The sequence below is a fragment of the Streptosporangium minutum genome, assembly GCF_002149035.1.
GTDB classification, from domain to species: Bacteria; Actinomycetota; Actinomycetes; order Streptosporangiales; family Streptosporangiaceae; genus Streptosporangium; species Streptosporangium minutum.
The window spans coordinates 1-13,714 of sequence record NZ_NGFP01000088.1; the positions used below are offsets into that span (position 1 = coordinate 1).

At 69.0% G+C, this 13,714-nt stretch carries 12 protein-coding genes and 1 pseudogene; 7 read left to right on the plus strand and 6 right to left on the minus strand.

Annotated features, from left to right (window positions below; all coding sequences use genetic code 11):
- Both CA984_RS19775 and CA984_RS19780 read right to left on the minus strand, forming a co-directional pair.
- On the minus strand, nucleotides 1-511 hold a 511-nt coding region (locus CA984_RS19775), incomplete at its 3' end, for a carbohydrate binding domain-containing protein (RefSeq protein ID WP_207620945.1).
- A gap of 326 nt (nucleotides 512-837) precedes the next feature.
- The gene (locus CA984_RS19780) at nucleotides 838-2,541 is read right to left on the minus strand and encodes a tetratricopeptide repeat protein (protein ID WP_086574517.1); all 1,704 of its coding nucleotides are present in this window, start codon (nucleotides 2,539-2,541) and stop codon (nucleotides 838-840) included.
- Between the two features lie 925 nt (nucleotides 2,542-3,466).
- Between CA984_RS19780 and CA984_RS19790 the strand changes: the two genes are divergently transcribed.
- On the plus strand, nucleotides 3,467-3,703 hold the full coding sequence (locus CA984_RS19790) for a hypothetical protein (protein ID WP_086574521.1): 237 nt from the start codon (nucleotides 3,467-3,469) through the stop codon (nucleotides 3,701-3,703).
- 1,149 nt (nucleotides 3,704-4,852) lie between these two features.
- Here the strand turns inward: CA984_RS19790 and CA984_RS19805 are convergent.
- The 3 genes from CA984_RS19805 to CA984_RS19815 form a co-directional block, all read right to left on the minus strand.
- On the minus strand, nucleotides 4,853-5,491 hold the full coding sequence (locus CA984_RS19805; RefSeq protein ID WP_086574527.1) for a 3-oxoacid CoA-transferase subunit B: 639 nt from the start codon (nucleotides 5,489-5,491) through the stop codon (nucleotides 4,853-4,855).
- Nucleotides 5,491-6,186 (minus strand): 3-oxoacid CoA-transferase subunit A, encoded by a 696-nt coding sequence (locus CA984_RS19810; protein WP_086574529.1) that lies wholly within the window; start codon nucleotides 6,184-6,186, stop codon nucleotides 5,491-5,493. The genes CA984_RS19805 and CA984_RS19810 overlap by 1 nt, the downstream gene beginning before the upstream one ends.
- A 176-nt stretch (nucleotides 6,187-6,362) precedes the next feature.
- Nucleotides 6,363-6,722, minus strand: coding sequence for a hypothetical protein (locus tag CA984_RS19815; protein WP_086574531.1), 360 nt, complete (start codon nucleotides 6,720-6,722; stop codon nucleotides 6,363-6,365).
- Between the two features lie 19 nt (nucleotides 6,723-6,741).
- On the opposite strand from CA984_RS19815, the gene CA984_RS19820 reads away from it, so the two are divergent.
- The 3 genes and pseudogenes from CA984_RS19820 to CA984_RS44795 form a co-directional block, all read left to right on the plus strand.
- Nucleotides 6,742-7,056: an SCO4225 family membrane protein gene (locus CA984_RS19820; RefSeq protein ID WP_086574533.1), complete on the plus strand. Its 315-nt coding sequence runs from the start codon at nucleotides 6,742-6,744 to the stop codon at nucleotides 7,054-7,056.
- Nucleotides 7,057-7,169: 113 nt separating this feature from the next.
- The gene (locus tag CA984_RS19825) at nucleotides 7,170-7,607 is read left to right on the plus strand and encodes a PaaI family thioesterase (RefSeq protein ID WP_086574585.1); all 438 of its coding nucleotides are present in this window, start codon (nucleotides 7,170-7,172) and stop codon (nucleotides 7,605-7,607) included.
- 1 nt (nucleotide 7,608) lies between these two features.
- Nucleotides 7,609-7,742: pseudogene (locus CA984_RS44795) on the plus strand (IS5/IS1182 family transposase); the annotation flags it as partial.
- Nucleotides 7,743-7,961: 219 nt separating this feature from the next.
- On the opposite strand, the gene CA984_RS19830 reads toward CA984_RS44795, so the two are convergent.
- Nucleotides 7,962-8,771 (minus strand): MOSC domain-containing protein, encoded by an 810-nt coding sequence (locus tag CA984_RS19830; RefSeq protein WP_086574535.1) that lies wholly within the window; start codon nucleotides 8,769-8,771, stop codon nucleotides 7,962-7,964.
- Nucleotides 8,772-9,347: 576 nt separating this feature from the next.
- Between CA984_RS19830 and CA984_RS19840 the strand changes: the two genes are divergently transcribed.
- The 3 genes from CA984_RS19840 (at nucleotide 9,348) to CA984_RS19850 (ending at nucleotide 13,701) form a co-directional block, all read left to right on the plus strand.
- Complete coding sequence (locus tag CA984_RS19840) at nucleotides 9,348-9,959, plus strand: DUF6461 domain-containing protein (RefSeq protein WP_086574537.1); 612 nt, start codon at nucleotides 9,348-9,350, stop codon at nucleotides 9,957-9,959.
- A gap of 463 nt (nucleotides 9,960-10,422) precedes the next feature.
- A complete protein-coding gene (locus CA984_RS19845; protein WP_086574539.1) occupies nucleotides 10,423-10,731 on the plus strand; it encodes a WXG100 family type VII secretion target in 309 nt (102 codons plus the stop codon).
- A gap of 6 nt (nucleotides 10,732-10,737) precedes the next feature.
- Nucleotides 10,738-13,701, plus strand: a complete 2,964-nt coding sequence (locus CA984_RS19850) for a WXG100-like domain-containing protein (protein ID WP_086574541.1) — start codon at nucleotides 10,738-10,740, stop codon at nucleotides 13,699-13,701.
- Nucleotides 13,702-13,714: the final 13 nt, after the last annotated feature.

The following is a 13,714-nucleotide window of genomic DNA, read 5'->3' on the forward strand; positions in this document are numbered from 1 at the left end:
GTGTAGGCGTCGGGGACGGGGAGGCTCCGGGACCGTCGAAGCTCATGTCGTCGGCGTAGTAGGCGCCCTGGCCGTACCAGCCGTGCAGGTAGATCACGGCGGTGGTCTGGTTGGCCGCGGTGGTGAAGGGGACGGTGAGCCGCGTGTACGCCGTCGCCGACGAGGTCCAGGTGGACCCGCCGCCGTTCACGCCGAGGTATACGTAGTTGCCGCGGACCCAGGCGGTCAAGGTGTAGGCGGTGCTCGGCCGGACGGTCACGGACTGGCTGCACTGGGCGGTGTCGGAGGCGCTCGCCGCGCCGGCGAGCGCCTTCGTGCCGGAGCGGACCGGCGAACTGACCACTGATCCCAGCCCGCCGGCGCAGGACCAGGGCGAGAGGGTTCCGGTCTCGAAGTCCGGATTCACGAGCAGGTTGGCCGCGTTGGCCGGCGTCTGGGTGACGAGGGCGCCCACGGTCGCCAGCAGTAACGACACTGCCAGCATCAGCAGACGCGATGTTCGGTTACGCATGAAGGTCTCCCGAACCAGGAGCGATCGGAGCCTCTGCGCCGATCGAGGGGGGTGAGGGTACGGGTGATGGCGCACTGGCAAGGCCGGTGGATTCTCCCGCCAGTGAGCTTCTGGATGAGTGCACGGATCCGCGTGGTTACATGGTCGGGACCAGCAGCGCAACTGTCAAGTTTCTTAACAAATAACTCTCCTGCCAGCGAGAACCCTCTCAGCTGGGAAACGCCGGCCATGGATCGCAGGGGATCCGGGTCATCGGCCCGGATCGCGACGATCAAAGGCGTCCGGTCTGGGATGGAACCCGCCGAGGTTCTCGCCCTGGCCGGCGGTCAACCGGCCATGGCGCGACGGCAGCGGGCCAGTTCCGCGCGCAGGTCGCGCCGGAGCGCCCGGTCCAGGCCGGGCTGGTCGAGCGCGTGGGCGAAGTCGCGGGCGGCCTCGTCCCACCGCTTCAGCCGCATCAGCGCCGTACCCCGGTTGTAGCGGGGCACCGGCGCTGCCGACAGCGCCACCGCCCGGTCCAGGTCGGCCACGGCGGCGGCCACGTCGCCGCGTTCGAACCGGACGGCGGCCCGGTTCGTCCATGCCTCGACCAGCTCCGGATCCCCGTCCAGGGCCCGGGTGAGCAGCTCGTCGGCCTCGGCGAGGCTGCCGCGCTCCGAGCGGATCAGTCCGAGGGTGCACAGCAGCGCGGGCTCCTGCGGGGCCAGCGCCAGCCCGGCCCGCGCGTGTGCCTCGGCCGCGTCGAACGCGCCGCGCTCCGCCTGCAGGTTGACCAGGGCGATCCGGGCGTCGAGGTGTCCGGGGTCAACGGCGAGCGCGCGCTCCAGGTCGTCCCGCGCCCGTTCGAGGCGGCCCCGCTCCTGCTGAAGCACGGCCCGGTTGTAGTACGCCTCGGGCAGGTGCGGCCCCAGGTGGATCGCGGTGCCGTAGTCCCTGATCGCGGCCTGGGACCGGCCCGCCGCACGGTGCAGGGCGGCCCGGTCCACGTAGTACTCGCAGTTGTCGGGGTCGTGTGCGATCACGGTGTCGAGGTCGGCCAGGGCCTGTGCCGGATCGCCTAGGGCCAGATGCACCTGCGCCCGGTTGTGGCGTAGCCGGGCCAGGTCCTGCGGGCGCTCGCCGGGGGTGAGCACCGCCGTCAGCCGGGCCAGCCCGTCGTCGATCAGCCGCAGCGCACGGGCGGGCTCACCCGCCTTGGCGTCCAGCAGCGCCAGCCCCTGCTCGTAGAAGACGGTGGACAGCACCCGCTGCCGCGGGTCGTTCAGTCCGGCGGCGAGGTGGAGTGCCTGTTCCAGCCAGTGCCGCGCCTGCGCCGGGTCCTGATCGGCCGCCGACAGGTGTCTGGCGTACAGCATGGCGGTTGCGTACGCGGCCGACATGGTGATCTTCGGGTCGTCGGTGGCGGCGCGCGCCTCGTGGTAGAGGTCGAGCGCTTCGGCGGCGCGGTCCAGCGCCGCCAGGGCGGTGGCCAGGCCGGTGGTGAACGCCCACCAGTGCCGCAGGTCGCCGTCCGGGGTAACCGTGGCGCGCCCGCGCCGGGCGATCCGGGCCGCGTGATGATAGAAGCCGCGGGCCAGGCTGTCGCCCAGGGCCGTACGCATCGCCTCCGGCGCCGGGTCGGCCGCCACCGGCCGGGGGGCGCCGCCGTCGCGCAGGTCCAGGCGCACCGGGGACGACCCGATCCGGCGGATCAGCACGTCCAGCAGCTCGCGGGTGGTCTCGTCGGCACTGCCGACGTGGTCGAACCGGACCGTGACCGGGTGCCGGAGCGTGCCAGCCCAGGCCGCCACGAACTCCGCCGCGCCGTAGGCCAGGCAGGCGGTGCGGCGGGCGGGATGGAACCGGATCGGCTCCTCCTCGGCGGCCGGTCGTGCCGCGTGGTCGAGCCAGGGCGCGATGGCGTGCAGCTCCACCTTGTGGGGGGACGCCAGACGGGGCCGCTCGGCGGCGATCCGGCCGAGGAAAGCGGCGACCCCGGCGTACGGCCCGTGGTCGCGGTGGCAGTCGTAGCCGTCCGGCTCGCCGGTCACGGCCGGGCCGATCGCCGCAGGGGCGGGCGCCCGGGAGCGCCCGCCGTGTCGGCAGCTACCAGCACCACTCGATCCAGAGCCGGCGGGCGCCGGACAGCAGGCGCAGGGAACTCTTGTGGCGTATGGGCATTTTCCTCATGGGGCACCTCCGCGTGATCCACTTCAGGACTGCCCAGAGCATAATCCGGCGCGACAGAAATATGAAGGCTACTCACGATCAAATTGGTGCGGTCAGGCCTTGCCCAGTGGAGGTGGGGCGCGACAGGCAGGTGTCCGGCGACCTTCGTGGCACCGTGCGGAACCGTGGCGCGGCCTGCGGGATTCGAGGTTCCCGTGGTGGAGGTGCGCTCGATCGAGGTCTTTCACGCCTGGCCGGTCGCTCAGCCGGATGCCTGCTTCGCTCTGAGGAGTGAGACCGTGAAAGCCGCGGAGATCGCGGCTCGCATCGGGCTTGAGCCGGACGAGGCCACAGTCCGGGGCAGCCGGATGAGGCCACAGTCCGGGGCAGCCGGACGACAGAGCCGCCCCATCCTGTTGTGCATGAGCGCTTTCCGTGTCTTTTCTCCCGGGAGCCTGCCGACAATGTTGCTATTTCCTTGCCTGTCATTTTCCGTCCCCGTGGCGCCGCATTGAAATCTGCGGGGAAGTCCGTCCGCGATTCCGTTGGCGGTACGAATTCGCAGGTCGAGGGCTGACAGCGACCGGCTGGGGTTCAATGCCACTTTTCTCTAGTAGATGCGGATAGTCGTATTTATGTAGCGATGCGACAGAAGTAACTTTTTGCCTCTGGCTGGGCGATTTCATCTGACGACGCGATTAGTGTGAGTGATGTTCAGCGCCGCATCGGTGTATCCCGGGACCCGGAACCGACGCTCGTCATCCCCGTCAATCGGGGTTCGGTCCTCACCTCAGGGAGTGATCTCTGATGCTCAAGCGTTTGCTCTTCGCCGTCGCGCTGGCGGCGTCCACGCTCATCGTCACCGGAACCGTCACCGGGACCGCGCAGGCCGCCGGGCCAGGCGCATGCGCGTCGGCCCAGCACGGCACCCTCACCTCCAACCCCAACCTGTGCAAGTGGAGAGATGACGGCTGCTACTACTGCTACGACTACAGGACGGCAAGGTGGGACCAGCAGTACTGCAACGGCGGCTCCGATGGCTAACCGCGTCGGCGACTAGCCTCGATGGTGAGCGGCAGCCCGGCGAAGCACTGCCTCGCGGGGCTGCCCCGCGCGTGGAGGAGCGCATCGCGGACGTGCGGCCGGTGTCCGGCGCGAGCACGGGCAAGACGTGCAGCCAGTGTTCCGCGCGAGCACGGGCACGGCGACGGGGGCGACCAGCGCATCATGGACGCGCTCGCCGCGTGAGACGCCGTAGGAACACCGTGGAAACGGAGGGTCCCGGTTAACGCCGGGACCCTCCGCCATGCACGGAGGTGATCATCGTTCGTGGATGCGGTGATACCACCACCCGCCGAAGCGTCCCGGGTGGCGATGCGGCCGGGGGTCGGGGAGCGTGCGGCGGTGGAACTCCTCGTCCAGCCTCGCCACAGTCCGTGAAAGCTCTGTCCTGGCTGAGCGTCGGAGACGCCGCAGGGCGTATTCCAGGATGTCCCGGGCTTCCAGCGGGTCGCAGCAGGGGCAAGCCGGCAGAGGCAGGTAGAGGTAGCGGCCGGGCTGGCGGAGGAATCGCCGGTATTCGGCGAGGGCTCCCGCAACGGATCCGGATCCCAAGTACTGGTGCTGGAACTCGATCCGTGCGATGGCCGCATGGGTCCGGCCGGAGATGCCGGGAACTCTGGGAGCTGGGCGGTAGCGTCGGCGGTTCGCCCACAGGTGCGCGCGCAGGGCACGCGGCCGTCTACGCGGCATCGGCCTTTCGGGTCGTCATAGACCGCATGGTGCCACACCCTGACATCGCTGACCACCCCGTCGCCTGCCTCGAAGGACGCGAAACCGTTCCGCGAACCTTCGAAAGCTCCAGGCCCACCTGGGGAAACGCGCCCCGGTCTCGAAGACCGTTCGGACCGCGCGCTCGCGCAGCCCGTCGGGGTACTCCCTGAGGAAGGCGTGCCGGGTGTGGCGGTGCTCGGGGGCGTCCTCACCGGGCATCAGGTACTGGATCGCGGCCCACAGCGTGGGGGTCGTGAAGGGACGGCCGCCCAGGTCCGGATCCGCCGGCGCGATCGAGGCCGATCGCGCCGGTTCCGTCTGAACGGGCACCAGACGGAACCGGCGGACGGCTGGGAACCTGGGCCGCAGAGGGATCGTTCGCGGGCATCGCGCCCCCTCGTGACCGGCGGACGGGAGCGGTCAGCGGACGCCGTCCGCGAGCGGGACTTCCAGCCGGGCGCGGAGCTCCTCGACGGAAGTGCCGAACGACTCGAGCACGCGGACGCCATCGGGGGTGATCTCGAATACGGCGTGGTCGGTGTAGACACGGCTGACACAGCCGACACCCGTGAGGGGGTAGGTGCAGGCGGGCACGAGTTTCGGGCTGCCGTTCCTCGCGAAGAGCGTCATCATCACGTAGACCCGCTTGGCGCCGATCGCCAGATCCATCGCGCCGCCGACGGCGGGGATCGCGCCGGGCGCGCCGGTGTCCCAGTTGGCGAGGTCACCGCTCGCCGAGACCTGGAAGGCGCCCATGACGCACACGTCGAGGTGGCCGCCCCGCATCATGGCGAAGGAGTCCGCGTGGTGGAAGTACGCGGCTCCGGGCAGCTCGGTGACGGGCACCTTGCCGGCATTGGTGAGGTCGGGGTCGGCCTCGTCGCCGACAGCCGCGGGGCCCATGCCCAGCATGCCGTTCTCGGTGTGGAGGACGACGCCGATCTCGGCCGGAAGGTGGTCGGCGACCTTGGTGGGCTGACCGATGCCGAGGTTGACGAAACTGCCCGGCTCGATGTCCTGCGCGACCCGGGCCGCGAGCTGGTCGGGATTGAGCGGCATCAGCGGGCTCCCTGCACGGTGTAGTGACGCGGCTCGACCCGGACCACGCGGTCGACGTAGATGCTCGGGGTGACGACGACCTCCGGATCGATCTGCCCCGCGTCCACGATCGACGAGACCTGGACGACGGTCGTCGTGGCGGCCGTGGCCATCACCGGGCCGAAGTTCCGAGCGGTCTTGCGGTAGACGAGGTTGCCCGTCGTGTCGGCGATGTGAGCGGAGATCAGGGCGACATCACCCTTGATCGGGTACTCGAGGACGTAGTCGCGCCCGTCGATCGTGCGGGTCTCCTTGCCCTCGGCAAGCGGCGTGCCGACGCCTGTCGGGCAGTAGAACGCCCCGATGCCCGCCCCGGCCGCCCGCATCCGCTCGGCGAGGTTGCCCTGCGGGACGACCTCGAGCTCGATCTCCCCGCGGCGGTAGAGGTCGTCGAAGACGTAGGAGTCGGCCTGCCGGGGGAAGGAGCACATGACTTTCCGCACCCGGCCGGCCTTCAGCAGGGCGGCCAGGCCCACGTCGCCGTTGCCGGCGTTGTTGGACACGATGGTGAGGCCGCCCGCGCCGTGCCGGATCAAGGCGTCTATCAGGTCGAACGGCATGCCGGCGAATCCGAAGCCGCCCACCAGGACGGTGTCGCCATCCTTGACGACGCTCACCGCCTCGTACGGCGATGCGAAGATCTGCGCTCTGCTCACGCTGCTCCTCCAGTGACGTTCTCGACGACCACGGCGAGCGCCTGGCCCATGCCGGTGCGGATCGCGGCGACGCCGTACCCCTCGCCCCTCGCGACCGGAACCCCGGCGAGAGTACCGAGGATCCGGGGCCCGAGGCGCCGAGCGTGAGCGTCAGGGCTTGTTCTGAGTCCGGATCTTCAGGAGGGGCCAAGGCTTCGGATCCATAGGATGGCGCCTCGCATGGAGAGCCCGGCGCCGTCGCCTCGACCGCCGGCGTCCAGCACGTCTGTCTTCCCTGTCCTCGCCTGTCCTCGCCCGGCTCCGCCCCTTGAGCTTTTGTCCCTTTTCGTGAATCCCTTTTCCCTCTCGGCCGCCTTCTCCGACTCCTGTGGCGGCGCCGGATCGAGTGCCGTCCCCGCGGTGTGACGGTGGGCGCGAGCCGTCGTGGAGTCCACGCCGACCAGGTCGAGGCCCGCCTGCCCGCGGGCGGCGGCCTCACCGATCATGGCTTCCATCAGGTTCTGCAAGACGTGAGTACACTCGGCGCTCTTGTCCACGTCGAAGCATGGAGCCGGAATGACGAAGCCCCACAAGCTCGGTTCCGTCGGCTGCCTTGCTCTCGCCTACTCCGGTCTGGTGCTGGCTCTGGGCATCTACTCGATCGTGGTCCTGCTGACCGTACAGGATCCGATCCTGCTGTCCGGGGTGGCGCTCATGTACCTCACGTTCCCCCTCGGCTGGTTGGTCTGGCAGGCGTGGGACCTGCTGCCGATCGGGCTGACGGATCCGATCGTGCTCGTCCTGCTTCTCATGGGCGCGGGCTGGCTCCAGGCATGGGCGGTCTCGCGCCTCGTACGGCGGCTGACTCGCCGGAGCGGCGAATCCGCATAGACGCGTGGCTCCGATGTGGTTGGCGGTGGGCCGCCTGCCGATCTTGTGGGGCAACGCAGGCGCGGGGGAGCCGCCTCCCGAAGTTGTCGGTGGCGGCTTGTTCAATGTGGCTCATGGCGATGGACACGGAAAGACGTGGGCTGTTCTGGGATGTGCAGGCGGGGCGGGTCCCGCCGCCGCCTGCAGCGGTGACTTTGGGCTGGGAACTGGTTGGGGTGGATCCGGAGCAGGGGACTGTCGAGGTGGCGTTTCAGGCGGGTGATCAGTTCGTGAACCCCGCCGGTGTGATCCAGGGCGGGTTCCTGGCCGCGATGCTCGATGACACCTTGGGGCCGGCGCTGGTCGCGACGTTGCCGGAGGACCAGTTCGCGCCGACTCTCGATCTTCATGTTCAGTTCCTCCGGCCCGCCCGCCCCGGACGGCTTCTGGGGCGCGGACGGATCGTGCAGCGCGGCAAGGAGGTGTGCTTTCTCGCCGGTGAGCTCATCGGCCCCGACGGCAGGACGGTGGCTGTGGCGACCGCGACCGCGCGGATCCAGACCATTCGCTAGTGCCTGCGCCGTCCTCGACGGCACAGCGTCCCCGTCGACCGCCTCGCCGACCAGCGGCCGTACTCCTCCGGCAAGCGCAGACGCCACGGCATGAACGTCCAGGTCCTCGCCGACCCCGCCGGTCGGCTCGTGTGGATTCGGTGAGACCGGCCTGGTGGGCGGCGTGCCGGTAGTCCGCCACGTGACGTTGGTGTTCGCGCGCGGCGCTCGGGGCCAGGCGCTGGCGGGTCCAGTCCATGGCGCGGACGGTCCCGGCGGTATGCCGGCGCCCCATCACCACGGCCGCCACCGGCCCGCCCGCCACTGCGGCACCCCGTGCCGCCAAGCCGCGCACCGAGCCCGCCGCGCTCGCGGCTAGCCTGGCCGGACTCCGTCGCCGACTCTCAGCTCGCCGAGATTCCTGGGCACCAGGCGGATGCCGAACCAGGTCTTTCCGTCCCAGCGGCGGTGTTCGGCCAGGGTTCTCAGGGGTTCCTTGCCGCGTTCCTGCGTGGCCGGGTCCCAGATGGTGGCGGCGCAGCGGTCGCACAACTCCGAGACGCGGAAGTCGATCTCACCGATGCGGACCGACGTCCAGGCGTCCTCCGCGAAGGGTTCCGCGCCGTCGATGACGGCGTTGGGCCGGAAGCGGGCGACGTCGAGGGGGGCCGGGGGGTGCTCCTGGCGTTCCATGGCGCCTTCGGCGATCCAGTCGTCCAGGCGCTGGAGCGAACTCCTGGAGACCAGGTGGAGGGGGGCGTCCCAGAGGCCGCCGGGTTCCCCGGTGACGGTCCGGCGTCCGGGGTCGTCCAGCCAGATGAGGCGGGCGGGCTTGCCGAGCAGGCGGGTGAACCATTCATGGGCGTCGGCGTGGGCGAGGACGGCTCGGTCGAGGTCGGCTCGGTCGAGGTCGGAGGAACCTACCGGGATCGTGTCGCCGGTGGCCGGGGGGACCTTGAGCCCGTCCATGCCCTTCGCCGACAGGCGGAGGTCGCCTTCGGGGGTTTCGACGGCCGAAACCGAGAGGAGCCGGGGGTGTTCGCCTACCCAGATCGCTTCTCCCAGCGGGTCCACCACGGCCCAGCGGCGGTCGCCTTCCAGACCCCAGGGGAGGACTCGGGCGGATAGGCGGGGGATGCCTTTGGTGGACTTGACGGGGTAGGTGCGGATCTCCGCTAGTTCCATTGGACAAGGATAGAAGAGAGCGCTCTCTTGGGATATGGGAGCGTGTCCACAGGGCGTCCGGAGCGGGGCATCGGGCCCCTCCGGGATGCGCGTTTCGCAGCTCTTCGACGAGGCGGCGGGGTCCGTCCGTCGGAAGTCCGGTAGCGGCTTCTGGTGAAACATTCATTGCGGGTGCCGTCGGAGGACGAGGCTTGGCGCCTCCTCTCCAAGCGGGCCCGGCGGCATCGCCCAGGTCCGCCGCTTTCCCTCACGACAGGTTCGGACGCCTTGCCGGCCCGGAGAAGGGCAGCGAAGACGCCGGCGTCCCTGCACCGCCGGAAGCGGTTGCGGACGGCCGGCCAGGCGCCGAACTCCTTGGGTATCTCCCACCGGAATGCCCCCCGAAGGTGTCATGATCTATTTTGCCGATGATGTCGACCCCCGCCGCCTACCCGCACCGAGATCGGCTGACCGGCCTGGGTGAGGCTCACGCCTGCTGCGGCGAGCCCAGATGATCACGATGTAATCTCCTCGGACACGGTCCGGACGCGCTGTGCGGGGCGTCCCGCGGGATACCCCCTCCTTCGAGAGGCGGCCATGCGGTCACCGACCTACCTGCACGACCTTCTGGTCTCGACCATCTTCACCGAGGGGCTCGATGCCGAGATGGACCTGTGGGCGCTGGGATTCAGCGCCCTCTGGATCAAGGGCGCGGACCTCGACACCCTCGCTCCGACCCTCCACCTGGACCCTGACACCCGCACTCCCTGCTACCTGAGCGAGATCCTCGACCACAACATCGACGACGGCTCCGACTGGGTGGCCGAGGTCAACGGCTGGATCGGCATCGTGCCGGCGCGTTCCGACGACGCGTTCCTGCTGTCCATCACCGACGACGGTCGTCAGGCCCTCAGCCTGAGCATGGACATCCAAGGCAGGGAATACTTCAAATACGCCCGCGACGGGCGCATGATCGTCTCCTTCGAGCCGACCTGGCCGGAGGAGCGGTTCGGCGACGACCCGCACGCGCTCGATCACCTGATGGACGGACTGCGCTTCCAGATCACCGATGACGGCGTCCTCGACGATCGCGTGGAACAATACGAGAGCATCAGCTCCGCCTTGGCGCTCATCGGACGGATCACAGAAACCGACATCGCCACCGACTGGTTCCAGGCGCGGCACTCACGCATCAGACCCACCTCCTGACGGCTCGCGCTCAGGGCAGGAGCACACCGTTGGCCGGCCGTGCTGGGAAACCTCCGTCGTGACCTGCTGGAGGCGGGAGAACAGCTGACAGCCTTAACCGCAGACACACGCGCTTTCCTTGCCGACTTCCGCCTCATCGCCGATGTTTCGGCAGTGCGCGCCTGACGCAGACCGCATTCCTCCGGCCCTCGCCGGTCCGGAAACCGGCTGATGAGACCGCGGTGAAAGCGGAGTCGGCCTTCTCCGCGAGGATTTGCTTATTTGAAAACGTGATCTGTTCCACGGTGACGCGGACAGATCTTTCATAGATTATGGTCATCGATCGGCGGCGCCGTTCCCGGCCGAAGCCTCTCATGGAGGATGCACCGTGAAAGACCAATGGTGTCACGGCGTCCCTGCCGTCGGCGGACGAGAACAGACGGCCGCCGCCCGATCGACCGGACGAGCACCGGAACAGAGCTGAATGGCGATCTACGACGGATACGAAGTGGACCCACAGGCGCTCCGGCAACGTGCCACCGCCTTCACCGCCGCGGGCACGACGCTCGAGGGCGCCAAGGGGCGACTCAGGGCCGCACTGGCCGCCGGGAGTTCCCCCTGGGGCCACGATCAGTACGGCAAGCAGTTCGAGGAGGGCTACGTGCCGCTCATGACGGCCATCCTCCAAAAGCTGGATGAGTCCGTCGAGGCGTTACACGACATCAAGCGTGGTCTCGACGTGATGGCGGCACGCTATGAAGAGGTCGAGAGGCAGAGCACGATAAGGCCGTGACCTGAGATGGACAGCCACCTTGAAGCACTGGTCCCTGCCATCGTGCGGCCTTACGTGGGCTGGATCGTCGGAATGGACTGGCCGGAGGGTGACGAGGAGCGCTGTTTCCAGCTGTCCGACGCCTACCGGGAGGTTGCCGAGGCGATCGCGGTCCTGATGGAGGACGGCGACGATGCCTGCCTCAACGTGTGCAAATGCATGGACGGGCCGGCCTCCGACGCATTCAAGGAATATTGGAAGACGTTCACCACGGTCGACCCGCGCCCGTTGTGCCGTCTGAAGCAGGGGTGCGAGCGGGCAGGCGAACAGCTCAACGCGATGGGCCTGGAGATCGAGTACGCCAAATACATGATTCTGCTGTCCCTGATCCTGCTGGGAATGCAGATCACCTACTTCGTCGCCCTGGCCGCACCGTCGTTCGGGAGGTCGCTGAGCCTGATCCCCATGGCGTGCAGGCTGACGCAGATGACCGTGCGGCAGATCGCCATGCGGCTGCTGCGCAACATCGCCTTGTTCACCGGGGTGATGGTCGGGATGGACGGGCTCATCCAGACCATACAGATGGCCAGTGGGCGGCGGGAGGATTGGGACTGGCTCAAGACAGGCATGTCACTGGCCGGCGGCGCGCTGGCGGGACTGACGTTCACCGGATTGGGCGTGGTGATCAACAAGCTGGGCGGCGCGCGCATGGCGAGCGAGACGGTGGAGCGTCTGGCGATGACGGGAAGGGAGAAGACCGCCGCTTTCCTGGACAACTCGGCGTGGGGCATGGCGACGCAGAGCATGATGGCCAACACCACCGCCGCCGTGCCGATGCTGGCGGCGAACGGTCAGCTGAGCTGGGAGATGCTCGCCAAGAGCGCCACCGCCGGCTTTCTGGGGGGTGCCGACGGCCACCTCATCACCCCGACCGGCCGTCACGGTGTCAACGGCCTGTCCAGCCCGGTCGGCCACTTCCCGGAAATGGGAGACCCCGCCGCCCCGGGCGGCCGCCACGGCGCCGGTGGTGACCCGTCCCCGCCCATCGCCCTCACCGGGAACGACCCGGTGCCCGCCGGGCTCCATCCGGCCATGGCTCCAGACGGTTCCGCCAGGGTGACGCCGCCCCATCCCAACGCGGCCGACTCGACGGTCGTCGCCTCCATCCTCCACGACACCGCGCACCCCGATCCGGCGACGCCGTCCCCCATCGGCTCAGAAGTGATCGCCGGGGACAGGCCCGGACCTCCGCAGGGCCAGCCGACCCACAGCGGAACGGGCGTGCCTGCCCGCCCGCCCGGAGACACGCAGGCGCCGGCGGCTCCCCGCGCCCGCCCGGACACACAAGCGGGCGCCCCCGCCGCCGCACGCCCCGACACTCCCGCCGCACGTCCCGACACTCCCGCCGCACGTCCCGACACTCCTGCTGCCCCTCGCCCCGATACCCTCGTCGCGGCCCGTCCGGACACGGCCGCCCCTCGCACCGATGCGCCGGCGGCCGCTGGAGCCCGTCCGGACACGCCCGCATTGACCGGGGAGCGGCCTGCGCCGGGTTACATAGATCGGATGCTCAACCCGGATTCGCCTTCCGGACCGCCGAAGGACGCCCCCCACCTGGCCAACGATCCCTCGACCTCCGCGCAGCCACACGAGGCACCCGTCCCAGCGTCCCGCGATGCGTCACAGACCGGTTCGGCCCCGCACGATCCCGCCGCGTCCGGTGCCGTCCCGCCACGGGGGCCCGGGGACGGGGCGCCTCCCCCTGCGGACCCTCCCCGATCCTCGGATTCAGGTCGCGGTGTGCCTCCGGACGACAAGACAGCACAGCTGCGACCCCGGGAAGACGACAAGACAGCAGGCCTGCGCCCTCGGGAAGACGACAAGACAGCAGATCTGCGCCCTCGGGAAGACGACAAGACAGCAGATCTGCGCCCTCGGGAAGACGACAAGACAGCAGGCCTGCGCCCTCGGGAAGACGACAAGACAGCAGGCCTGCGCCCTCGGGAAGACGACGCCTCCGCGCACCCCACCCCCAAAGAGATGGCAGACGACGCCTCCGCTCCGAGAGGGGCGGATGACCCTCACCCCGATGGGGACGGTCCCGCGTCACCCCGGGTGGCGGAGCTGCTCGCCGAATTGACAACGGCAAGGGAGCGAGAGCCCCGCATACCGCCGTGGCTGGACCGTGGAATCCATTCCGGCATCGCCGGAGAGCCCGTACTGCTGGGCGGCAAAACCGGGGGGGTGGACGGCGTAAGGCCGACCTGGTCCGTGCTGGTAGAGAAATGGACGTTCAACGACGGCTCCCACATGATCCGAAAGGTCCTGGCGATCTCGCGAGAGGCAGACGCCGAGGTGCTGGCTGCGATAGTGGGGAAATCCTTGGGGGCCGACGTCCCCGGGGTTTACCGGGCCGACGACAGAGTCGTCTATCAGGAGTTCAAGGAGGGACAGCACAGAGCGGCGTTACCAGCGGAAGAGGTGCCGACGAGACCCGAGTTGACGCGGAGCGGCATGCGCATCAGTCTGCTCGACGTGCTGATCACCAACCCTGATCGTCACTCCTTCAACTGGTTTCTGAGTTCTGACCCGGAACTGAGATCGCCCACCGGCCAGAGGCTGGGGGTCATCGGGATCGACCACAACCTCTCGTTCGAAGACCCCAGAATTTGGGCTCCCAAAGGGGAATTCGGAACCCAGTTCGTCCGTGGTGAGCTCACACCCGACGGCGCCCACCAGATCTACGTCGGGAGGCCCAACCCGCTCAGCCCGGAGGACGTCCAGGGCATCACGCGGGTGCTCAAAGATCCCAGGATGAAAAGGGAGTTCGAACGACGGGGACGATTGGACTGGTACCACACCATGCTCTCCCAGCTCGATATGATCGAGAGGAACGCGGTCGGGACGGAGCCAAGGATGCCGATGCCCGCACGGGTGATGCCTAAGGTGATCACACGCCCCGAGAGAAGCCCTCTCGCCTCGGAGGAGTGATCCGGATCGCAAC